Below are 20,550 nucleotides of genomic sequence, written 5' to 3' on the forward strand. Positions count from 1 at the left end.
ACTTCTTTATCTCGCACATACGTCCCCCAGGACACGTGTGCCCACGATTCCCTGGGGGGGATCTCCGCATGAGCCAGAACTTCCAGCCGCCGGCGCCCGACTCCTTCACCGAAGCCCCCGCCCCGGCCCCGGCCCGCACGGGCAACATCGGCCTCGGCATCGTCGCCGCGGTCGTCGCGGCCCTGGTCGCGGCCGGCATCTACGGCGCGATCATCGGCGGCACCAACCACGAGATCGGCTACGCCGCCGTCGGCGTGGGCGCCGTGATCGGCCTCGCCGCGGGCAAGCTCGGCGGCCGCAACCCGATCCTGCCCGTGCTCAGCGCGATCCTCGCCATCGGCGCGGTCGTCGCGGGCCAGCTGGTCGGTACGGCCATGATCGGCGCCGATGTCCTCAACTCCGGCGCGATGGATGTCCTGACGAACCAGTTCGACCTGGTCCAGGAATCCTGGAAGGAGGACCTCGACCCGATGTCCTTCCTGTTCTTCGGTCTCGGTGCGGTCGTCGCCTTCCAGACCGCCCGCAAGACGGCCGCCTGATCCGGCCCGGCCCCCGGAACGCCGTCAGGCCCGGCCCCGCGGATGCGGGACCGGGCCTGACGTGTGTCCGGATGCGATCAGCGGCTGTGCTGCGAGTCCGCGACCGTGACCTCGACCCGCTGGAACTCCTTGAGCTCGCTGTAGCCGGTGGTGGCCATCGAGCGGCGCAGCGCGCCGAAGATGTTCATCGAGCCGTCCGGGGTGTGCGACGGGCCCGTGAGGATCTCCTCGGTGGTGCCGACCGTGCCGAGGTTGACCTTCTTGCCGCGCGGCACGTCCTCGTGGACGGCCTCCATGCCCCAGTGGTTGCCCTTGCCGGGCGCGTCGGTGGCACGGGCCAGCGGGGAGCCCATCATCACGGCGTCGGCGCCGCAGGCGACGGCCTTCGGGATGTCGCCGGACCAGCCCACGCCGCCGTCGGCGATGACGTGCACGTAGCGGCCGCCGGACTCGTCCATGTAGTCGCGGCGGGCCGCGGCCACGTCCGCGACGGCGGTCGCCATCGGGACCTGGATGCCGAGCACGTTGCGCGTGGTGTGCGCGGCGCCGCCGCCGAAGCCGACCAGCACGCCCGCCGCGCCGGTGCGCATCAGGTGCAGGGCCGCCGTGTAGGTGGCGCAGCCGCCCACGATGACCGGGACGTCGAGCTCGTAGATGAACTGCTTGAGGTTCAGCGGCTCGGCGGCGCCGGAGACGTGCTCGGCGGAGACCGTGGTGCCGCGGATGACGAAGATGTCCACGCCCGCGTCGACGACGGCCTTGGAGAACTCGGCGGTGCGCTGCGGCGAGAGCGCGGCGGCGGTGACGACGCCCGAGTCACGGACCTCCTTGATCCGCGCACGGATCAGGTCGGCCTGGATCGGGGCCGCGTAGATCTCCTGGAGGCGGCGGTTGGCCGTGGCCTCGTCCAGCTCCGCGATCTCGTCGAGCAGCGGCTGCGGGTCCTCGTACCGGGTCCACAGGCCTTCGAGGTTCAGCACACCGAGGCCGCCGAGCTCGCCGATGCGGATCGCGGTCTGCGGGGAGACGACCGAGTCCATGGGGGCGGCCAGGAAGGGGAGCTCGAAGCGGTACGCGTCGATCTGCCAGGCGATCGAGACCTCCTTCGGGTCCCGGGTACGCCGGCTCGGGACGATGGCGATGTCGTCGAACGCGTACGCCCTGCGGCCGCGCTTGCCGCGCCCGATCTCGATCTCAGTCACGTGTGGTGGCCTTTCCTCTGGGTCTGCCCGTCCAGTATCCCCGAACCCCGGGGGCCCGCGTTCCGGTGACCGCTGTACGGACGGCCCCACTGCTCCGAACGACGTGCGGGCACGCCGAAGGGGCGGGCCCGGACGGGCCCGCCCCTTCGGCGGTGTCGCGATCAGCCCTTGCGGCTGTAGTTGGGAGCCTCGACCGTCATCTGGATGTCGTGCGGGTGGCTCTCCTTGAGGCCCGCCGAGGTGATCCGGACGAACCGGCCCCGCTCCTGCAGCTCGGGGACCGTGCGGCCGCCGACGTAGAACATCGACTGGCGCAGGCCGCCGACGAGCTGGTGCACGACCGCGGCGAGCGGGCCGCGGTAGGGCACCTGGCCCTCGATGCCCTCGGGGATGAGCTTGTCGTCGCCGCCCACGCCCTCCTGGAAGTAGCGGTCCTTGGAGAAGGACTTGCGGTCGCCGCGGGACTGCATCGCGCCGAGCGAGCCCATGCCGCGGTACGACTTGAACTGCTTGCCGTTGATGAAGAGCAGCTCGCCCGGGGACTCCTCGCAGCCCGCGAGCAGCGAGCCGAGCATGACCGTGTCGGCACCCGCGACCAGGGCCTTCGCGATGTCGCCCGAGTACTGCAGCCCGCCGTCGCCGATGACCGGGACGCCCGCGGCCTTGGCGGCCAGCGAGGCCTCGTAGATCGCGGTGACCTGCGGGACGCCGATGCCGGCGACGACGCGGGTGGTGCAGATGGAGCCGGGGCCGACGCCGACCTTGATGCCGTCGCAGCCGGCGTCGATCAGGGACTGGGCGCCGTCGCGGGTGGCGACGTTGCCGCCGATGACGTCGACGGAGGAGTTCGACTTGATCTTCGCGACCATGTCCCCGACCAGGCGGGAGTGGCCGTGGGCGGTGTCGACGACGATGAAGTCGGCGCCCGCCTCGATCAGGGCCTGGGCGCGCTCGTAGGCGTCACCGGCGACGCCGACCGCGGCGCCGACGAGGAGCCGGCCGTCCTTGTCCTTGGCGGCGTTCGGGTACTTCTCGGCCTTGACGAAGTCCTTGACCGTGATGAGGCCCTTGAGGATGCCCGCCTCGTCGACCAGCGGAAGCTTCTCGATCTTGTGGCGGCGCAGCAGCTCCATGGCGTCCACGCCGGAGATGCCGACCTTGCCCGTGACCAGCGGCATCGGGGTCATGACCTCGCGCACCTGGCGGCTGCGGTCCGACTCGAAGGCCATGTCGCGGTTGGTGACGATGCCCAGCAGCTTGCCGGCCGGGTCGGTGACCGGGACGCCCGAGATGCGGAACTTCGCGCAGAGCTCGTCGGCCTCGCGCAGCGTCGCGTCCGGGTGCACCGTGATGGGGTCGGTGACCATGCCGGACTCGGAGCGCTTGACCAGGTCGACCTGGTTGGCCTGGTCGGCGATGGAGAGGTTGCGGTGCAGGACGCCGACGCCGCCCTGGCGGGCCATCGCGATGGCCATCCGGGACTCGGTGACCTTGTCCATGGCCGCGGACAGCAGCGGAACGTTCACTCGCACGTTGCGCGAGATGAGGGAGGAGGTGTCGATCGCATCGGGCGACATGTCCGACGCGCCCGGCAGCAGCAGCACGTCGTCGTAGGTCAGTCCGAGCGTGGCGAATTTGTCGGGCACTCCGTCGGCGGTCATGACACCTTCCCAATGGTCTTGCTCAGCGCGGATGTCCATGCTAACGGGATCGCGCCGCGTCTCATTCCACGATGAAGATCGACGGCCATTTTCGTATATTGCTACAAGTTTTGCGGCGGGATTTACTGCTCGGCGAGCGCGCGGAGCCGGCTGAGCGCCCGGTGCTGGGCAACCCGCACCGCACCGGGGGACATGCCGAGCATCTGCCCGGTCTCCTCCGCGGTCAGCCCGACGGCGACGCGCAGTACGAGCAGCTCGCGCTGGTTCTCCGGCAGGTTCGCCAGGAGCTTCTTGGCCCAGGCGGCGTCGCTGCTCAGCAGCGCCCGCTCCTCCGGCCCCAGCGAGTCGTCGGGGCGCTCCGGCATCTCGTCGGAGGGGACGGCCGTGCTGCCCGGGTGCCGCATCGCGGCCCGCTGGAGGTCGGCCACCTTGTGCGCGGCGATCGCGAAGACGAACGCCTCGAAGGGCCGCCCGGTGTCCCGGTAGCGCGGCAGGGCCATCAGGACGGCGACGCACACCTCCTGCGCCAGGTCCTCGACGAAGTGGCGGGCGTCGCCCGGGAGCCGGGAGAGCCGGGTGCGGCAGTAGCGGATCGCGAGGGGGTGCACGAAGGCGAGCAGGTCGTGCGTGGCCTGCTCGTCGCCCTCGACCGCCCGGCGTACGAGCGCGCTGACGGCCCCGGCGCTACCGCCCTTGGCGGCGCCGGTGGGGCCTGTGGCCGCGGGTGACCCCAGGGCCTCGTCTTCACGCATCAATCCATGGTGCCTTGGCGCCGGCGGATCCGTGGCACCGCGGCCCGTTTCATGCGTCGAAGCGTTATGAGCGGGTGCGCCTGAACTCATGCTTGCGCCCTCCCCTCCCGCTCGGCCGAATGGTCCCCGAGGACGGGGACCCCACATTTCCAAGAATGCGGCACACCCTCAAGGATGCGGCATCGCGCACGAAGCGACACGTCCCCCGGATTGTGCCCCGCCAACCCCCGGGTGCGCACCGGGTACGGCGGGGCTCACCATCGCCGGGCGGAGTCAGCGCACGAGGCCCCAGCGGAAACCGAGCGCGACCGCGTGCGCACGGTCCGAGGCGCCGAGCTTCTTGAAGAGGCGGCGGGCGTGCGTCTTGACGGTGTCCTCGGAGAGGAAGAGCTCGCGCCCGATCTCCGCGTTGGACCGGCCGTGGCTCATGCCCTCCAGCACCTGGATCTCGCGCGCGGTGAGCGTGGGCGCGGCGCCCATCTCGGCCGAGCGGAGCCGGCGCGGGGCCAGTCGCCAGGTCGGGTCGGCGAGCGCCTGGGTGACCGTGGCCCGCAGTTCGGCGCGCGAGGCGTCCTTGTGCAGGTAGCCGCGGGCACCGGCGGCGACCGCGAGGGCCACGCCGTCCAGGTCCTCGGCGACCGTCAGCATGATGATGCGGGCCCCGGGGTCGGCAGAGAGCAGGCGGCGGACCGTCTCCACACCGCCGAGCCCGGGCATCCGTACATCCATCAGAATCAGGTCGGAGCGGTCGGCACCCCAGCGGCGGAGGACTTCCTCGCCGTTGGCGGCCGTCGTCACACGCTCGACGCCGGGCACGGTGGCAACCGCGCGACGGAGCGCCTCTCGGGCAAGCGGGGAGTCGTCGCAGACGAGGACGGAAGTCATGACCGCCCTCCGCAGCTGCTGATGCGCGTCACCTTGAGCCTCCAGGCTGGTACGTATCGTCACCTGTGCGGTCGATGCTCTCGGACACCTGTCCGGGAACTTCTTGGTTCAACCGCCTTCGCACTCTCAACGATGGTCACTCGAAAGAGTTACGGGTCGGACGGACACCTTCGGCACTCTACGTGAGGAACCGATCACGACACGGGCGCCACAAGTCATCTGTCCTCCATCTGGAGCTATGCCCTATTTGGCGGCTTTCCTTCCGTTTGGCACATGTCTGAGGCTAGATTCCCAATGAGTCATATTTACATCTACTCCGACAGTAGGTGTGGAGACCCTTGGAGACATGGACCGTATCCGCCTCAGTACCGGCACCAAGAGGACTACCAATGGCAGATTTCTCCCGCCTCCCCGGACCGAACGCCGACCTCTGGGACTGGCAGCTGCTCGCCGCCTGCCGCGGGGTCGACAGCTCCCTCTTCTTCCACCCGGAAGGTGAGCGGGGCGCGGCGAGGAGCGCGCGCGAGGCCTCGGCTAAAGAGGTCTGCATGAGATGCCCGGTGCGTTCGGAATGCGCCGCGCACGCACTCGCCGTCCGCGAGCCCTACGGGGTGTGGGGCGGCCTCACCGAAGACGAACGCGAGGAACTGATGGGGCGCGCCAGGCACCGCCTGATCCCCGCGTCGAGTGCGATCGCACCGATCACGCCGCACTGACGGCACACGAGACGAAACGCCCGAAGGAACGTTTCTTCGAATCGCTCGGATCCGCCGGATCCGCTGAGACCCAGTCCCTCCGAACCAACGCCCGCGCCCGGGCGTGTCGGGGCTCCGGCCCGCACGTCACGCGTTCGGCCGTACGCACCCTGCGTCGTGCGTACGGCCGGCGCGTGCGTGCCGGCGCGCGCGTACGGTCAGCGCGCGCACGGCCAGCGCGCGCACGGTCAGCGCGCGCACGGTCAGCGCGCCGCGGCCCGTTCCAGCTCGGCCAGGGTCGCGGCCACGGCCGGCACCCTCGCCAGGTCGGGCAGGGTCAGCGCCACGATCTCCCGCTCCACGGCCGGCTCCACGGCCAGGGTGCTCACGCCCTTGGCCCGTACGGACTCCACCGCGAGCTCCGGCAGCACCGCGACGCCCAGCCCGGCGCCGACCAGGCCGACCACCGCCGGGTAGTCGTCGGTGGCGAAGTCGATGCGCGGGGTGAAGCCGACGCCCTCGCACACCTCCACCAGATGGCGGCGGCAGCGCGGGCAACCCGCGATCCAGGGCTCGTCGGCCAGCTCCGCCATGCCCACCCGCTCGGCTCCGGCCAGCCTGTGCCCCTCGGGGACCAGTCCCACGAGCCGGTCGGTCAGCAGCGGCCGGACCACCAGGTCCTCCCACTCGGCGGCCGATCCGGCCGACCCTCCGTACCGGAACGCCAGCGCCAGGTCGCAGTCGCCCTCTCGCAGCATCTCCACCGAGCGCGGGGGCTCGGCCTCGACGAGGGAGATACGGGTGCCCGGGTGCTCGGCGCGCATCGCCGCGAGCGCGGTCGGCACCAGGGTCGAGCTGCCGCTGGGGAAGGAGACGAGGCGGACCCGCCCCGCGCGCAGCCCGGCGATGGCCGCGACCTCCTCCTCGGCCGCCGTCAGCCCGGCCAGGATCCCCGCGGCGTGCCGGACCAGGGCCTCACCGGCCTGGGTCAGCCGCATCTCGCGGCCGGTGCGGATGAGCAGCGGAGTGCCCGCCGACTGCTCCAGCGCTTTCATCTGCTGGGACACGGCGGGCTGGGTGCAGCCCAGCTCGCGGGCGGCGGCGGAGAAGGAACCGGTCCCGGCGACAGCGCGCAGGACCCGGAGATGACGTGCCTCGATCACACCTTCGAGCATAAGCCCTGCTTTGATCGCCGCGCGAATATCCCGGTGACGCTTTGGGCCTGCCCGGCTAGCGTGTACGCATGGGCCCCTCTCACCTCATCTCCGTGAACCTCGGCCGCGCGACGGCCGTCGACTACACCGACGCGGAAGGCGGGGTGACGGGCCACGGCAAGCGCCCGGTTCCCGGGCCGGTCCGCGTCTTCGCCCCCGGACCGATGGCCACCGGTCTCGGCAGCGGTCTGGAGGGCGACGCCGTCTGCGACCGGCGCTACCACGGCGGCGACCACCAGGCCGTCTACGCGTACGCGCGCGAGGACCTCGACCGGTGGGAGGCCGCGCTGGGCCGCGAGCTGCCCGGCGGGATCTTCGGCGAGAACTTCACCACCTCCGGCATCGACGTGAACGGCGCGCTGCTCGGCGAGCGCTGGCGCGTCGGCACGGACCTCGTCCTGGAGGTGGCCTCGGCCCGCGTCCCGTGCCGGACCTTCCAGGAGGCCGTCGGGGAGAGCTCGTGGGTCAAGAGGTTCACCCAGGAGCGGCGGCCGGGCGCGTACCTGCGCGTGATCGAGGAGGGTTCGGTCTCCCCCGGCGACCCCATCGAGATCATCCACCGCCCGGACCACGAGGTGACGGTGGAGTTCTGGTTCCGCGCCTTCACCACCGAGCGCGCGCTGATGCCTCGCACCCTGGCGGCGGGCGAGGCGATGGAGCCGGAGTCGCACGAACAGGTGCGTGCGTACATGGAGAAGTACGGAACCGGTGACGGGGCGCCGTAGCGCCGTCACCCGGGGCCGCTAGGTTGCGGCTATGACGACTGCGTTGATTACGGGATCCACGGCGGGCATCGGCGCCGCCTTCGCCAGGCGGCTGGCCGCCCAGGGGCACAACCTGGTGCTGGTGGCGCGCGACACCAAACGGCTCGGCGAACAGGCCACCGAACTCCACGACCGGCACGGCATCGAGGCCGAGGTGCTCACCGCCGACCTCTCCACGGAGGAGGGCATCAAGGCCGTCGAGGAGCGGCTGGCCGACCGCAGGCACCCCGTGGACCTCCTGGTCAACAACGCGGGCTTCGGCAACAAGGGCCGCTACCTCGAAGTCTCCATGGCCGACGAGCTGACGATGCTGAAGGTGCACATCGAGGCGGTACTGCGGCTGACCTCGGCGGCCACCGAGTCGATGCGCTCGCGCGGCCGCGGCGGCGTGATCAACGTGGCCTCGGTCGCCGCCTTCGTGCCGCGCGGCACGTACGGGGCCAGCAAGGCCTGGGTCGTGCAGTTCACCCAGGGTGCGGCGAAGGACCTGGCGGGATCCGGCGTGCGGCTGATGGCGCTGTGCCCGGGATTCGTCCGTACCGAGTTCCACCAGCGGGCCGGCATGGGCACCGACAACATCCCCAACTGGATGTGGCTCGACGCCGACAAGCTGGTGGCCGCGGCCCTGGCCGACCTGGCGCGCGGCAAGACGGTCTCGATCCCGGACCCCCGCTACAAGGCGCTGATGGGCGTGGTGAAACTGACCCCGCGCGGGCTGCTGGGCGGGGTGTCCTCCCGGACGGGACGCAAGTACGGACCCCAGTGACAAACCGGGCCGAATGGGTGAATTCTCCCTAGACTGGATGTGCCCCTTCCAGCCCGGGAGACATCATGACCAGATTCGTACAGATAGTCGATTACGAGACCAAGCAGCCCGAGGCCCTGAACGCCCTCCTCGACAGGTACGTCGCGCAGGGACAGGGCAAGCGCACGCTGACGCACAGCATGCTGGGCAAGGACCGCGAGTCCGAGAACCACTACGTCGACGTGGTCGAGTTCCCTTCGTACGAAGAGGCCATGAAGAACTCGAACCTCCCGGAAACCGACCGAATGTTCAAGGAGATGGTGGCCCTCTGCGAGGGCATGCCGACCTTCACCAACCTCGACGTCGTCCGCGACGAGCACCTCAACACCATGATGGTGAACCGGATGTTCGACGACATCGCGATGAAGGGCGACTTGAGCGTCATCGAGGAGATCTTCGCCGAGGACTACATGGACCACGACGTCATGAAGGGCATGGAGCCGGACATCGGCCGCGACGCGATCCGCCAGGACGTGATGGGGTGGCGGGGCGCCTTCGACTTCACGTTCACCAAGAAGGCACAGCTCGCGCAGGACGACTGCGTCACCACCGTGTGGACGTGGACGGGCACCCAGAAGGCCGACTTCATGGGCATCGCCAACACCGGCAAGACCTGTTCCATGGACGGCACCACCACCTTCCGCTGCGAGGACGGCATGATCAAGGAAGGCTGGTGGCACTTCGACGCCATGTCCCTCATGCGGCAGCTGGGAGCGATGGAGTAACAGGACAGGGCGGGAAAGCAGGAAGGCCCCCACCGCACTCATGTGCGGTGGGGGCCTTGCCCGTTCGGGCGATCAGGCCTTCAGGCCTTCAGGCCTTCAGGCCTTCAGCCGTTCGGCCTCAGTGGCTGTGGCCGTGACCGTGGCCGTGACCGGCCTCGGCCTCTTCCTCCGCCGGCTTCTCGACGACCAGGGTCTCGGTCGTGAGCAGCAGGGAGGCGATGGAAGCGGCGTTCTCCAGCGCGGAGCGGGTGACCTTCACCGGGTCGATGACGCCGGCCTTGACCAGGTCGCCGTACTCGCCGGAAGCGGCGTTGAAGCCCTGGCCCTTGTCGAGCTCGGCGACCTTCGAGGTGATGACGTAACCCTCGAGACCGGCGTTCTCGGCGATCCAGCGCAGCGGCTCGACGGCGGCGCGGCGGACGACCGCGACACCCGTGCCCTCGTCGCCGGACAGGCCCAGGTTGTCCTCCAGCACCTTCACGGCGTGGACGAGCGCGGAGCCACCGCCGGAGACGATGCCCTCCTCGACCGCGGCGCGGGTCGCCGAGATGGCGTCCTCGAGGCGGTGCTTCTTCTCCTTGAGCTCCACCTCGGTGGCGGCGCCGACCTTGATGACGCAGACGCCACCGGCGAGCTTCGCCAGGCGCTCCTGCAGCTTCTCGCGGTCCCAGTCCGAGTCGGTGGACTCGATCTCGGCCTTGATCTGGTTGACGCGGCCGAGGACCTCGTCGGAGGAACCGGCACCGTCGACGATGGTGGTGTCGTCCTTGGAGATGGTCACGCGGCGGGCGGAGCCCAGCACGTCCAGACCGGCCTGGTCGAGCTTGAGGCCGACCTCCTCGGCGATGACGGTGGCACCGGTGAGGGTGGCCATGTCCTGGAGCATCGCCTTGCGGCGGTCACCGAAGCCGGGGGCCTTGACGGCCACGGCGTTGAAGGTGCCACGGATCTTGTTGACGACGAGGGTGGAGAGCGCCTCGCCCTCGACGTCCTCGGCGATGATCAGCAGCGGCTTGGAGCCACCCGCCTGGATGACCTTCTCCAGCAGCGGCAGCAGGTCCTGGATGGACGAGATCTTGCCCTGGTTGATCAGGATGTACGGGTCGTCGAGGACGGCCTCCATGCGCTCCTGGTCGGAGACCATGTACGGGGAGAGGTAGCCCTTGTCGAAGGCCATGCCCTCGGTGAACTCCAGCTCCAGGCCGAAGGTGTTGGACTCCTCGACGGTGATGACACCGTCCTTGCCGACCTTGTCCATCGCCTCGGCGATGAGCTCGCCGACCTGCTGGTCCTGCGCGGAGAGCGCGGCCACGGCGGCGATGTCGGACTTGTCCTCGATCGGGCGGGCGGTCGCGAGGAGCTCCTCGGACACTGCCTTGACCGCGGCGTCGATGCCCTTCTTCAGGGCGGCCGGGGAAGCGCCGGCGGCGACGTTGCGCAGACCCTCGCGGACCAGCGCCTGGGCCAGCACGGTGGCGGTGGTGGTGCCGTCACCCGCGATGTCGTTGGTCTTGGTCGCCACCTCCTTCACGAGCTGGGCGCCCAGGTTCTCGTACGGGTCGTCCAGCTCGACCTCGCGAGCGATGGTGACACCGTCGTTGGTGATGGTGGGCGCGCCGAACTTCTTGTCGATGACGACGTTGCGGCCCTTGGGGCCGATCGTCACCTTGACCGTGTCGGCAAGCTTGTTGACGCCGCGCTCGAGGGCGCGACGGGCGTCCTCGTCGAACTTCAGGATCTTCGCCATGGGAGCGGTTCAGCCCTCTCGAAAACTCGGGTTTAACGAACTGCGCCCCTCGCCGCCCGGCAATCAGCGGGGTGACCAGGGGCGCAGCTCAAAGCAGTACTGGTGAAGCGAATTACTTCTCGACGATCGCGAGCACGTCGCGAGCCGAGAGGACGAGGTACTCCTCGCCGCTGTACTTCACTTCGGTGCCGCCGTACTTGCTGTACAGCACGATGTCGCCGACGTTGACGTCCAGCGGGAGACGCTGGCCGTCCTCGAAGCGACCCGGGCCCACGGCGAGGACGACGCCCTCCTGGGGCTTCTCCTTCGCGGTGTCCGGGATGACCAGGCCGGAGGCCGTGGTCTGCTCGGCGTCGAGCGGCTGGACCACGATGCGGTCCTCAAGCGGCTTGATGGCAACCTTGGAGCTGGCGGTCGTCACGATCCGACCTCCCCCTTCGGAGATCCGGGGTTAACTGTCTGAGGTGGCGACCAGGTCGATCCGTCGTCGCGGGTGCCGGACCTGCCTGTCGCTGTGTTGGCACTCACCCGGGGCGAGTGCCAGGTGCGACACTATTCCGGCGATTAGCACTCGGTCAAGCGGAGTGCCAATTCTCGCCGTACGGCGTTGCGCGATCCCGCCGCCGGACACCGAACCGCGGCCCCCGGACCGGGGAAACGCGGGCGTACGCGCGTTCGGGATCATTACGCTCGCACCATGACCAGACCGAGCCCGGACGGCTCGCGCGCGGGTTCGCGCGCAGGGTGGCGTGCAGGGTGGTGGCGACGATCGGTCCCGATCATCGTGTGCCTGGCGGCCGGGATCCACTTCCTGTCGAGCGCCGCGCCCCGACTGGTGACCCAGCTGACCGGGGTGGAGGGCGCGTTCCGCGCGGAGCACTGCCGGGAGGCCCCGTACCAGGCGGGCGAGCGGACCCTGACCTGCACGGGTGGCTTCACGGCGGCCGACGGCTCGTTCACCCTCGCCGAGGTCGAGGTCGACACCGCGTTCGAGGCCCCGCCGGCCGGCCCGGTGGCGGTGACCGTGAGCGGCCCGGCCGCGGATACGGCCGTACGGCGCAACCTCCTGGTCTGGCTCGGTCCGGGCACCGCCGGCGCCCTGGCGCTGATCCACCCGGTCCGAGCGGCGGCGGCAGCCCTGACCGGCCGAATCCAGCCCCGCCGCCGTTCGAGGAGCGGGGCCCGGGGCAGAGCCCCGGGGGCTCGGGCGCAGCCCGGCCCCACCACCGCCCCCCTGTACGGAACCGCGGACCGCCCGCGAGACTTCGGTACATGACGACCCGGCCGACACAACCGGCACGCAAGCCGATGCACTGGGGAGCGGACCTCGCCCTTGCCCTGCTGACGGCCCTGGCCCTGGGCACGGCCCTCCTCATCGGCCTCTTCTACGTCACCGTCGACGAGTTCGGCCTGCTCGAACGCACCGAAAGCACCGCCGGCCAATGGCAGGGCCTCCCCCTCACCGCCGCGACGTTCACCGTCCTCGGCGTCCTGTGCTGCGTCTCCACCCTGACCGCCCTCGGCTTCCGCCGGCTGCGCGCGCCGTTCTCCACCACCGTGCACGGCCTGGCCTCCGTACTGCTGCTCGGGGTGCTGCTGGTCATGGCGGGCGCCTCGTACGAAACCGGCCACCCGGCGGAGACCAAGCCCGACCCGGCCGCGACCGAGCCGAGCCGGCAGTGCCGCAGTGGCGGGGACAACAGCGAGTGCCTCGGCGGCTGAGGAACCACCCGCAGGACATAAACGTCATAGACGACATGAAGATAAACCGCCCCATTGCCGATCAGATCGGGCCGAAGGCTTCCGAAATCGCGACCGCACGGTCGACCCCGGTCTCGGCCTCGTCCTCGGCACCGGCCCCGGCGACGGCCCCGGCGACGGCCCCCGGTGAGGCGTCACCCCCGCCGCCCTCCCCCACCCCGAAGGACGTCGGCGGCATCCCGTGCGCGGGCTGAAACCCCTGACTTCGGCCGGCGCCCGCCGCCGCACCGAGGCGCTGCTCCTGCTCTTCGTCATCGCCATCGCGGTTTTCGGCCATGCCGCCGCCGGCCTCGCCATGAACGACGAGCTGCCGCCCAACCTCGCGGGCTTCACGGTCAGCCTGACCCTGCTGTCACTGGTGGGACACCTGGGCGTGCGCCGGTTCGCTGCCCACGCGGATCCGCTGATCCTCCCCCTCGCCATGCTGCTCACGGGGCTCGGTCTCGTCCTCCTCCACCGCCTCGACCAGGGATACATCGAGCGGTACAACTCGGACGCGAACGCGCCCGGGCAGCTCCTGTGGACGGTGGTGGGCGTCGCCGCCTGCCTGTTGGTCCTCGCCCTGCTCCGCGACCACCGCCTGCTACAGCGCTTCATCTACATCACGATGGCCGTCTCACTGGTGCTGCTGATCGCACCGGCGTTCTTCGGTGCGGACACCTACGGCGCCAAGCGCTGGATCAAGCTCTTCGGCTTCTCCCTGCAGCCCGGCGAGTTCGTGAAGATCATGATCGCGGTGTTCTTCGCCGGCTACCTGGTCGTCCACCGCGACTCGCTGGCCCTGACGGGCCGCAAGTTCCTCGGCGTCCGCCTGCCGCCCATGCGCCAGCTCGGCCCGATCATCACGGTGTGGATCGTCTCGATGCTGGTCCTGGTCTTCGAGCGCGACCTCGGCACCTCGCTGATCTTCTTCGGCGTCTTCGTGGTGATGCTGTACGTCGCCACCGAGCGCACCAGCTGGATCGTGTGCGGTCTGTTCATGGCGGCCGTGGGCGCCTTCGCCGTCGGCTCGACCGAACCGCACGTGAAGGCCCGCGTGGCGGCCTGGCTCAATCCCCTCTCCTACTACTGGGAGGTCCGCCCGCCCGGCGTCACCTCGGACCAGTCGGCGCAGGCCCTCTTCAGCTTCGGCACGGGCGGCATCACCGGCACGGGCCTCGGCGTGGGCCACCCCGAACTGATCGCGTTCGCCGGCCGCAGCGACTTCATCCTCACCACCGTCGGCGAGGAGCTCGGCCTGGCCGGGGTCATGGCCGTCCTGCTCCTCTACGCACTCCTCGTGCAGCGCGGCCTGCGCATGGCCCTCGGCGCCCGCGACCCGTTCGGCAAACTCCTGGCGGTGGGCCTGGCCTCGGCGCTGGCCCTCCAGGTCTTCGTGGTGGCGGGCGGCGTCACCGGCCTGATCCCCCTCACGGGCAAGGCCCTCCCCTTCCTGGCGAAGGGCGGCTCGTCCCTGCTGGCCAACTGGATCATGATCGCCCTCCTCCTCCGCATCAGCGACAGCGCGGAACGCCAACGCGAAGCCGACGCGAGGGGCCCGGCGGAGACGACGATCACCCCGATGGTGACGGCGCCCTAGGCCGACGCCGTACCGGTTCCGGGGTTGACCTGGAGCGCGCTCCAGCTCTTAGGCTCCGCTGGTATGACCATGCGATACCGAAACCTGGGTGGGACCGGCATCGAGGTGAGCGCGTACTGCCTCGGGACGATGATGTTCGGCGCGGTGGGCAACCCCGATCACGACGACTGCGTACGGATCATCCACACCGCCCTCGATCAGGGCGTCAACTTCGTGGACACCGCCGACATGTACTCCGCCGGCGAGTCCGAGACGATCGTCGGCAAGGCGCTCAAGGGGCGCCGCGACGACGTCGTGCTCGCCACCAAGGTGCACTTCCAGATGGGTGAGGGCCGCAACCGGAGCGGCAACTCCCGCCGGTGGATCACTCGGGCCGTGGAGGACAGCCTCAGGCGCCTCGACACCGACTGGATCGACCTGTACCAGGTGCACCGTCCCGACCCTTCGACCGACATCGAGGAAACCCTGTCGGTCCTGGGCGACCTGGTCCGGGCCGGCAAGATCCGGACCTTCGGCTGCTCCACCTTCCCCGCCGAGCAGATCGCCGAGGCCCACCACGTCGCGGAGCGCCGCGCGCTGCCGCGTCCGCGCACGGAGCAGCCGCCGTACTCGATCCTCGCGCGCGGCGTGGAGCGGGACGTGCTGCCCACCGCCCAGCGCCACGGGATGGGAGTGCTGACGTGGAGCCCGCTGGCCTCCGGCTTCCTGAGCGGCAGGCACCGGCTGGGCCGGGACATCGACATGACCACCGGCCGCGCCGCGCTGCACCCCGCGCGCTTCGACATGGCGATCCCGGGGAACGTCGCCAAGCTGGAGGCCGTGGAGAAGCTCGCCGGGGTGGCGGAGGGGATCGGCCGTACCGTGCCGGAGCTCGCGCTCGCCTTCCCGCTCGCCCACCCGGCCGTCACCTCGGTGATCATCGGTCCGCGCACGGCCGAGCAGCTGGAGGCCGCTCTCAAGGGAGCGGACCTGCTGCTCGACGACGCCACGCTGGACCGGATCGACGAGATCGTGCCGCCCGGCACCAACCTCTACCACCCGGACGGCGTCTGGCAGCCGCAGTCCCTGACCGACCCGAGCCGCCGTCGCCGCCCCCTCACCGAGCGCTCCGCGGGCTAGGCCCTAGTGTCCGTCGCCGGCCTGGGCGTGGGCGATCACGCCGAAGCGCTCGCTCTCGGCCGGGCCGGCGAACAGCCGCTTGGGCATGACCAGCAGGCAGGTCCTGCCGCCCGAACGCCCCACGAACACGTGCAGTCGGGGCGTCTCGTGGTACCAGCGGATCTCGTCCCAGGCGACGCGCGTCGTCTCTCCTCCCCGTGTCACGGTGACGCCCGCCTCGTCGACCGTGGTGCGCTTCTCCTCTGCGCACCGGCCGCGTCGGAATCCCCGGGCCGCCAACAGCCTTGGCAGGACCACCAGTCCGAGGAGCGCGTAGACGGCGGCGATGCAGAGCGGGACCGCGTGCAGGGTTCCGCCATGCGCGGAGAGCGAAACGCCGGAAGCAGCGAGGAGAACGGTGCCGAGCACCACGACGACCCGGCCTCGCCGGAACAGTCCGGCGGCCTTGACGGCTTCGTCGTACTCGTCCCGGGTCAGGGAGCCGGTGACGGTGACGGTGTTCTCGGATATGTCGTCCACAGGAGCGGAGCCTAATGCTCCGGGCCTAGAGGTAGTCCTCCAGGCGGCCTATGCGGTAGCCCTGTTCCTGGATGCGCTGGAGCATGCGGGTCGTCATCTGGATCTCCGTCGAGCCCTTGAGCTCGGAGGGGCCGCGGAAGTGGGCCAGGATGATGTCGCCCGGTTTGAGGGCGGAGCCCTCGGCGTACTGGAAGTTGTTGATCTGCATCGAGACCTTCCACAGCACCATGGACGAGACTCCGCACTCCGAGGCGGCCCGGAGGGTGTCGTCGTTGTAGTTGCCGAAGGGCGGGCGGAAGAGCGGTGGGCGCTTGCCGAAGCGCTTCTCCAAGTGCTCCTGCTGGCCGCATATCTCGCGCTTCTGCGCCTCGTAGGAGAGGGTCCGCATGTTCGGGTGGGTCAGGGTGTGGTTGTTGATCGTGCTCGCGGAGCCGTTGTCGCGGAGCTTCTCGAAGTGGCCGTAGTCGGACGAGGCCACGTTGTCCGTCAGGAACATGCTGATCGGCAGCTTCAGGTCGGCCGCCATCTTGAGGAACTCGGGGTCCTTCTCGGCGCCGTCGTCGAAGGTCAGGAAGACGACCTTGTCGTCGGCCGGGACGGGTATTCGGTCTATCACCGGGACCTTGCCGGGGGCCGCCTTCGGTATCTGCGGCTTCTGGGCGGGCTTCGGCGCGTACTGGAGGGGTGCGGTCAGGCCCCACTTCTTGTACGCGTCGTCCGAGGCGCCGGTCGCACCGGCCGTACCCGGGGACGCCGGGGCGGACGAGCCGGCGGCCGCCGTCTCCTTCGCCCCCGGCTTCTCCTCCGCCGTCTTGCGGCCCAGCCGCTCGATGGGGTCCACGCTGTCCCCGCACCCCGCAAGGGACAGCGCGAGCGCGCCGGCCGCCAGCGTCCCGGCTACGAACCGGCGCGCGTGCTTCACAGATAATCCTCCAGCCGTGCCACGGCATATCCCTTGTCCGTGACGGTCTTCATGACATGACGGATCATGTCAGGCATCGTGCCCTTCCAGTCCTCCTTACCGCGGAAGTGCGTGAGGATGATGTCACCGGGGTGCAGATCGCGGTCCCACTCCCGGTAGTCCATCCGGTTCGTGAACGCCTCGGCGTTCCACAGCGGGACGGCCTTGATGCCGCAGGACTTCGCCGCCTTCAGCGTGTCCTGGTTGTAGTTGCCGTACGGCGGCCGGAAGAGGGTCGGGCGCTTGCCGAACTCCTTCTGGATGGTGTCCTGCTGACCGCAGATCTCCTCGCGCTGCTTCTCGTACGAGAGCGCCGGCATGTAGCGGTGGTTGAGCGTGTGGTTGTTCAGCGTGACGCCCGCGGCCTGCATCTGCTTGAAGTACGGGTAGTTGTCGCGCACGAGGTAGTCGCTGAGGAAGGCCGTGTACGGGATCTTCAGCTCCTGCATCATCTTCAGGAACTCGGGATCCTTCTCCGCGCCGTCGTCGATGGTCAGGAAGACGACCTTGTCCTCCGTCGGAACGGTGGTGAAGACCGGCGGCAGGTTCTCCTGGTCCTCCACCTCGAAGCCGTCGCGGGTGGTGATCTCGGGCTTCGTCTTCGGTGCCGCCGGGGCGGTGAGCGGCGGTTTGGCCAGGCGCCACTTCTTCGCCGCGGCGACGCGCGCCTGCTGGGCCGCCTTCAGTTGCTCCGCCTGCGAGACGACGGCACCGGCCGCGCCCTCGGCACCCTTGGCGGTCTTGGCCTTCCCCACCTTTTCCGCCTCGCCGGAGTCCGCGGAGCCGCATGCCGTCCCGAGGGCGGCGACGAGCAGGGCGGCCAGTGCCACCCCGAACCGGCCGTGCGGGATCGCCGCGCGCCGGTGACCGTGTTGCGCCTTATCTTCCTTTTGTCCGACTAGCTGCATAGCTGCGCATACTGGCACCCGCGGAGCGGCCTCCCGGGAAGACACCGCGACGGGCCGCCCACCTTCCCCCGAGCTTCCTTCGAGTGGCCCACAGCCGGGCCCGTACGGCCGCCCGTGCGGCCGGGCGCACCGGCCGGGCGCACCGGTCGGGCGCACAGGCCGGCGCACAGGCCGTCGCCGACAATGGAGGCGTGACCCCCGAAGACTTCGCCGCCCTCCTCACCCCCGAGGGCCGCGCCCTCCTCGACTCGCTCCGCGACTACGACCCCGCCCAGGAACTGGCCGTGGCCACCCGGCTGCGCCGCGAGCACCCCGCCGGGCTGGTCTCGGCCGCACTCGGGCAGGCCAGGCTGCGGCAGCGCGCGGTGGCGAAGTTCGGCGCGGAGGACGCCTTCCGGATGTACTTCACCTCCGGCGGCGGCGAGATGGCGACCCGCGCCTCCGTGGCCTCGTACCGCGCGCAGCGGCTGGCCGACCTCGGCGTTCGCAGCGTCGCCGACCTGTGCTGCGGCATCGGCGGGGACGCGCTCGCGCTGGCCCGGCTCGGCATCCGCGTGCTCGCCGTGGACCGCGACCCGCTGACCTGCGCCGTCGCGCGGGCCAACGCCGAGGCGCTGGGGCTGGCCGACCTGATCGAGGTCCGGGAGGCCGATGTGACGGAGGTGGACACGGCCGGGTTCGACGCCGTGTTCATCGATCCCGCCCGGCGCGGCGGACGGGGCCGGGTGTTCGACCCCGAGTCCTACTCGCCCCCGCTGTCCTGGGCCGTCGAAGCCGCCAGGGGCGCCAAGTGCGCCGCCATCAAGATCGCCCCCGGGATCCCGCACGAGGCCGTGCCCGAGGAGGCCGAGGCCGAGTGGATCTCCGACCAGGGCGACGTGAAGGAGGCCGTGCTCTGGTTCGGCACCGCGCCCGGTACGGTGCGCGCCACCCTGCTGCCCGGGCCGCGCGGGCTGCACACCGCCGATCCGCTGCCGGATCCGGAGGCGGGGCCGGTGGGCCGCTGGCTGTACGAGCCCGACGGCGCCGTGATCCGCGCGCACCTCGTCGCGGAGGTCGCCGAGCAGCTGGGCGGCCGGCTCATCGATCCGACCATCGCCTATGTAACCGCCGACGAGCTGCGCGCGACGCCGTACGCGACCGCGTACGAGATCACCGATGTGCTGCCCTTCGGGCTGAAGAAGCTGAAGGCTCTGCTGCGCGAGCGCGGGGTCGGTGTCCTGACCGTGAAGAAGCGCGGGTCGGCGATCGAGCCCGAGGAACTGCGCAAGAAGGTCAAGCCGCAGGGGCCGAACTCGGCGACGGTGTTCCTGACGCGGGTGGCGGGCGCCCCCTCGATGCTGATCGGCGCCCCGGCCGTACCGCCTGCCGTGGCGCCTGCGGCGGAGCCCGCGCGCTGACCCGGCCGACCGGCCGCCTCCCGTGCGGCCCCGGTCGACCGGCCGCCTCCCGTGCGGCTCGGGGCGGGTGTGGACGTCGCCCGCCGGGAGGCCCTGGCGGGCGGCGCCCTCGGCCTCGCCCCGTGAGCCGCGGGGGCGGTGTCGTACCCGTGTCCTAGCCTCGGTCGCGAGACCCGTACGTCACACCGCCACCGGAAGGCAGCCACCATGGCCTCGGCTCCGCAGAAGATCACCACGTTCCTGATGTTCGAGGGCCGGGCGGAGGAGGCGATGACCTTCTACACCTCGCTGTTCGACGACGGCGAGGTCATCGACATGAGCCGCTACGACGCCGACGGGCCGGGCGAGGCGGGCACGGTGAAGGTGGCCACGTTCGCGCTCGCCGGGCAGCGGTTCAAGTGCATCGACAGCCACGTCAAGCACGGCTTCGGCTTCACCCCGGCCATGTCGCTCTTCGTGGAGTGCGAGAGCGCGGCCGAGCTCGACCGGCTCTACGCGGCCCTCGCCGAGCAGGGCTCGGAGTTGATGCCGGTGGGGTCGTACGGGTTCAGCGCCCGGTTCGGCTGGGTCAACGACCGCTTCGGAGTCTCCTGGCAGCTGAACCTGGCGTCCTGAGTACGCGGCGACGCAGACGACGGGCCCCAGGGCCCGTCGCGGGGCAGGCGGGAACGTGACGACGGGCCCTAGTTCCGTGAGCGGAAGGCGCGTACCGCCCAGCGGTAGTGGACGACCGCCTTGGCGAGGCCCAGCAGGCCCGTGATCCACAGGATCTGGCCCGTGCCCATGATGTAGGCGAGCTCGCCGGACGTCGTGCGGCTCGGGCCGGCCGAGGCCGCGGCGCCGAAGGCCACCCACAGCCCGAGGACGCCCAGCGCGAACGAGGCCAGCAGCCAGACCAGGCTCAGCCCGGGCGCCCGGAGCCTGGCGTCCGCGGCCGGATCCCGGTCCGACTCCACCCAGGCGTGCAGCAGTTGCCGCACCTGCCGGTCCTGCCGGATGCCCCGGACGAGCCAGAACACGGCGGGGATCAGCACGCCCACGCCGAGCACGGTGTAGATGAGGCCGTGGACGTACGAGAAGAACTCGTGCCGCTCCACGTCCATCCAGGCCATGCCGACGAAGGTCCAGCCGAGCACGAAGACGGCCGCGACGGCCCACAGGAGCAGCAGCCGCCCGATGCCGAGGCTGCGCCGGCTCAGATCGGTCAGGAACCGTGCGCGGTCGGCCCGCAGGACGGCGTCGTCCAGCCAGGGGCGCAGGTGCGCGGGCGGTGGCAGGGGCGGCAGGGCGCTGCGAGGCATGCACATGACCATA

At 70.5% G+C, this 20,550-nt stretch carries 22 protein-coding genes; 11 read left to right on the forward strand and 11 right to left on the reverse strand.

The window, feature by feature from the left end:
- Positions 1–68 precede the first annotated feature (68 nt).
- The gene (locus ACIQ5Y_RS11270) at positions 69–539 is read left to right on the forward strand and encodes a hypothetical protein (protein ID WP_403878101.1); all 471 of its coding nucleotides are present in this window, start codon (positions 69–71) and stop codon (positions 537–539) included.
- A gap of 77 nt (positions 540–616) precedes the next feature.
- On the opposite strand, the gene ACIQ5Y_RS11275 is transcribed toward ACIQ5Y_RS11270, so the two are convergent.
- The 4 genes from ACIQ5Y_RS11275 to ACIQ5Y_RS11290 all read right to left on the reverse strand — a co-directional run bounded on the left by ACIQ5Y_RS11275 (position 617) and on the right by ACIQ5Y_RS11290 (position 5,039).
- Positions 617–1,741 (reverse strand): GuaB3 family IMP dehydrogenase-related protein, encoded by a 1,125-nt coding sequence (locus ACIQ5Y_RS11275; RefSeq protein ID WP_403878103.1) that lies wholly within the window; start codon positions 1,739–1,741, stop codon positions 617–619.
- 161 nt (positions 1,742–1,902) lie between these two features.
- A complete protein-coding gene (guaB, locus tag ACIQ5Y_RS11280) occupies positions 1,903–3,402 on the reverse strand; it encodes an IMP dehydrogenase (RefSeq protein WP_403878106.1) in 1,500 nt (499 codons plus the stop codon).
- Between the two features lie 122 nt (positions 3,403–3,524).
- Positions 3,525–4,154 carry a sigma-70 family RNA polymerase sigma factor gene (locus tag ACIQ5Y_RS11285; protein WP_384751824.1) on the reverse strand — a complete coding sequence of 210 codons (630 nt, stop codon included), beginning with the start codon at positions 4,152–4,154 and terminating at the stop codon, positions 3,525–3,527.
- 273 nt (positions 4,155–4,427) lie between these two features.
- Positions 4,428–5,039, reverse strand: coding sequence for a response regulator transcription factor (locus ACIQ5Y_RS11290; protein ID WP_003948568.1), 612 nt, complete (start codon positions 5,037–5,039; stop codon positions 4,428–4,430).
- A gap of 389 nt (positions 5,040–5,428) precedes the next feature.
- Between ACIQ5Y_RS11290 and ACIQ5Y_RS11295 the strand changes: the two genes are divergently transcribed.
- The gene (locus tag ACIQ5Y_RS11295) at positions 5,429–5,755 is read left to right on the forward strand and encodes a WhiB family transcriptional regulator (RefSeq protein WP_376661599.1); all 327 of its coding nucleotides are present in this window, start codon (positions 5,429–5,431) and stop codon (positions 5,753–5,755) included.
- Between the two features lie 242 nt (positions 5,756–5,997).
- On the opposite strand, the gene ACIQ5Y_RS11300 is transcribed toward ACIQ5Y_RS11295, so the two are convergent.
- The gene (locus ACIQ5Y_RS11300; protein WP_403878110.1) at positions 5,998–6,897 is read right to left on the reverse strand and encodes a LysR family transcriptional regulator; all 900 of its coding nucleotides are present in this window, start codon (positions 6,895–6,897) and stop codon (positions 5,998–6,000) included.
- An 80-nt stretch (positions 6,898–6,977) separates the two neighbouring features.
- Between ACIQ5Y_RS11300 and ACIQ5Y_RS11305 the strand changes: the two genes are divergently transcribed.
- The 3 genes from ACIQ5Y_RS11305 (at position 6,978) to ACIQ5Y_RS11315 (ending at position 9,242) form a co-directional block, all read left to right on the forward strand.
- Positions 6,978–7,673, forward strand: coding sequence for an MOSC domain-containing protein (locus tag ACIQ5Y_RS11305; protein WP_403878113.1), 696 nt, complete (start codon positions 6,978–6,980; stop codon positions 7,671–7,673).
- Positions 7,674–7,704: 31 nt separating this feature from the next.
- A complete protein-coding gene (locus ACIQ5Y_RS11310; RefSeq protein ID WP_403878116.1) occupies positions 7,705–8,478 on the forward strand; it encodes an SDR family NAD(P)-dependent oxidoreductase in 774 nt (257 codons plus the stop codon).
- A gap of 65 nt (positions 8,479–8,543) precedes the next feature.
- Positions 8,544–9,242 carry an ester cyclase gene (locus ACIQ5Y_RS11315; RefSeq protein ID WP_403878119.1) on the forward strand — a complete coding sequence of 233 codons (699 nt, stop codon included), beginning with the start codon at positions 8,544–8,546 and terminating at the stop codon, positions 9,240–9,242.
- Positions 9,243–9,360: 118 nt separating this feature from the next.
- On the opposite strand, the gene groL is transcribed toward ACIQ5Y_RS11315, so the two are convergent.
- Both groL and groES read right to left on the reverse strand, forming a co-directional pair.
- Positions 9,361–10,989, reverse strand: coding sequence for a chaperonin GroEL (gene groL, locus ACIQ5Y_RS11320; protein ID WP_376661595.1), 1,629 nt, complete (start codon positions 10,987–10,989; stop codon positions 9,361–9,363).
- Positions 10,990–11,101: 112 nt separating this feature from the next.
- Positions 11,102–11,410: a co-chaperone GroES gene (gene groES / locus ACIQ5Y_RS11325; protein ID WP_007265952.1), complete on the reverse strand. Its 309-nt coding sequence runs from the start codon at positions 11,408–11,410 to the stop codon at positions 11,102–11,104.
- Positions 11,411–11,686: 276 nt separating this feature from the next.
- Between groES and ACIQ5Y_RS11330 the strand changes: the two genes are divergently transcribed.
- The 4 genes from ACIQ5Y_RS11330 (at position 11,687) to ACIQ5Y_RS11345 (ending at position 15,448) form a co-directional block, all read left to right on the forward strand.
- A complete protein-coding gene (locus tag ACIQ5Y_RS11330; protein WP_403878122.1) occupies positions 11,687–12,265 on the forward strand; it encodes a hypothetical protein in 579 nt (192 codons plus the stop codon).
- Positions 12,262–12,711 (forward strand): DUF6234 family protein, encoded by a 450-nt coding sequence (locus ACIQ5Y_RS11335; protein WP_403878125.1) that lies wholly within the window; start codon positions 12,262–12,264, stop codon positions 12,709–12,711. Before ACIQ5Y_RS11330 ends, ACIQ5Y_RS11335 begins: the two co-directional genes overlap by 4 nt.
- A gap of 220 nt (positions 12,712–12,931) precedes the next feature.
- Positions 12,932–14,329, forward strand: a complete 1,398-nt coding sequence (locus ACIQ5Y_RS11340) for an FtsW/RodA/SpoVE family cell cycle protein (protein ID WP_403878128.1) — start codon at positions 12,932–12,934, stop codon at positions 14,327–14,329.
- A gap of 69 nt (positions 14,330–14,398) precedes the next feature.
- Positions 14,399–15,448: an aldo/keto reductase gene (locus ACIQ5Y_RS11345; protein WP_403878228.1), complete on the forward strand. Its 1,050-nt coding sequence runs from the start codon at positions 14,399–14,401 to the stop codon at positions 15,446–15,448.
- 3 nt (positions 15,449–15,451) lie between these two features.
- Here the strand turns inward: ACIQ5Y_RS11345 and ACIQ5Y_RS11350 are convergent, their stop codons facing one another.
- Genes ACIQ5Y_RS11350 through ACIQ5Y_RS11360 form a run of 3 tightly spaced genes read right to left on the reverse strand, consistent with a single transcriptional unit; the run spans position 15,452 to position 17,758 of the window.
- Entirely contained in the window at positions 15,452–15,967 is a 516-nt protein-coding gene (locus ACIQ5Y_RS11350; protein ID WP_403878131.1) for a YcxB family protein, read from the reverse strand.
- A 25-nt stretch (positions 15,968–15,992) separates the two neighbouring features.
- Positions 15,993–16,889 (reverse strand): polysaccharide deacetylase family protein, encoded by an 897-nt coding sequence (locus ACIQ5Y_RS11355; protein WP_403878133.1) that lies wholly within the window; start codon positions 16,887–16,889, stop codon positions 15,993–15,995.
- Complete coding sequence (locus ACIQ5Y_RS11360) at positions 16,886–17,758, reverse strand: polysaccharide deacetylase family protein (RefSeq protein ID WP_403878136.1); 873 nt, start codon at positions 17,756–17,758, stop codon at positions 16,886–16,888. The genes ACIQ5Y_RS11355 and ACIQ5Y_RS11360 overlap by 4 nt, the downstream gene beginning before the upstream one ends.
- A 269-nt stretch (positions 17,759–18,027) precedes the next feature.
- Between ACIQ5Y_RS11360 and ACIQ5Y_RS11365 the strand changes: the two genes are divergently transcribed.
- The gene (locus ACIQ5Y_RS11365) at positions 18,028–19,236 is read left to right on the forward strand and encodes a methyltransferase domain-containing protein (RefSeq protein WP_403878138.1); all 1,209 of its coding nucleotides are present in this window, start codon (positions 18,028–18,030) and stop codon (positions 19,234–19,236) included.
- Positions 19,237–19,443: 207 nt separating this feature from the next.
- On the forward strand, positions 19,444–19,851 hold the full coding sequence (locus ACIQ5Y_RS11370) for a VOC family protein (protein ID WP_403878141.1): 408 nt from the start codon (positions 19,444–19,446) through the stop codon (positions 19,849–19,851).
- A gap of 68 nt (positions 19,852–19,919) precedes the next feature.
- On the opposite strand, the gene ACIQ5Y_RS11375 is transcribed toward ACIQ5Y_RS11370, so the two are convergent.
- On the reverse strand, positions 19,920–20,537 hold the full coding sequence (locus ACIQ5Y_RS11375; RefSeq protein WP_403878143.1) for a hypothetical protein: 618 nt from the start codon (positions 20,535–20,537) through the stop codon (positions 19,920–19,922).
- Positions 20,538–20,550 lie beyond the last annotated feature (13 nt).

It is taken from the genome of Streptomyces sp. NPDC096339 (assembly GCF_044762985.1).
Taxonomy (GTDB): Bacteria; Actinomycetota; Actinomycetes; order Streptomycetales; family Streptomycetaceae; genus Streptomyces.

What these genes read in the sequence shown, in the direction of transcription:
- ACIQ5Y_RS11345 (WP_403878228.1), top strand. Translation starts at nt 14,399, where the DNA reads ATGCGATACCGAAACCTGGGTGGGACCGGCATCGAGGTGAGCGCGTAC.
- ACIQ5Y_RS11285 (WP_384751824.1), bottom strand. Translation starts at nt 4,154, where the DNA reads ATGCGTGAAGACGAGGCCCTGGGGTCACCCGCGGCCACAGGCCCCACC.
- ACIQ5Y_RS11295 (WP_376661599.1), top strand. Translation starts at nt 5,429, where the DNA reads ATGGCAGATTTCTCCCGCCTCCCCGGACCGAACGCCGACCTCTGGGAC.
- ACIQ5Y_RS11335 (WP_403878125.1), top strand. Translation starts at nt 12,262, where the DNA reads ATGACGACCCGGCCGACACAACCGGCACGCAAGCCGATGCACTGGGGA.
- ACIQ5Y_RS11315 (WP_403878119.1), top strand. Translation starts at nt 8,544, where the DNA reads ATGACCAGATTCGTACAGATAGTCGATTACGAGACCAAGCAGCCCGAG.
- ACIQ5Y_RS11310 (WP_403878116.1), top strand. Translation starts at nt 7,705, where the DNA reads ATGACGACTGCGTTGATTACGGGATCCACGGCGGGCATCGGCGCCGCC.
- ACIQ5Y_RS11290 (WP_003948568.1), bottom strand. Translation starts at nt 5,039, where the DNA reads ATGACTTCCGTCCTCGTCTGCGACGACTCCCCGCTTGCCCGAGAGGCG.
- groL (WP_376661595.1), bottom strand. Translation starts at nt 10,989, where the DNA reads ATGGCGAAGATCCTGAAGTTCGACGAGGACGCCCGTCGCGCCCTCGAG.
- ACIQ5Y_RS11370 (WP_403878141.1), top strand. Translation starts at nt 19,444, where the DNA reads ATGGCCTCGGCTCCGCAGAAGATCACCACGTTCCTGATGTTCGAGGGC.
- ACIQ5Y_RS11375 (WP_403878143.1), bottom strand. Translation starts at nt 20,537, where the DNA reads ATGCCTCGCAGCGCCCTGCCGCCCCTGCCACCGCCCGCGCACCTGCGC.
- ACIQ5Y_RS11330 (WP_403878122.1), top strand. Translation starts at nt 11,687, where the DNA reads ATGACCAGACCGAGCCCGGACGGCTCGCGCGCGGGTTCGCGCGCAGGG.
- guaB (WP_403878106.1), bottom strand. Translation starts at nt 3,402, where the DNA reads ATGACCGCCGACGGAGTGCCCGACAAATTCGCCACGCTCGGACTGACC.
- ACIQ5Y_RS11270 (WP_403878101.1), top strand. Translation starts at nt 69, where the DNA reads ATGAGCCAGAACTTCCAGCCGCCGGCGCCCGACTCCTTCACCGAAGCC.
- ACIQ5Y_RS11305 (WP_403878113.1), top strand. Translation starts at nt 6,978, where the DNA reads ATGGGCCCCTCTCACCTCATCTCCGTGAACCTCGGCCGCGCGACGGCC.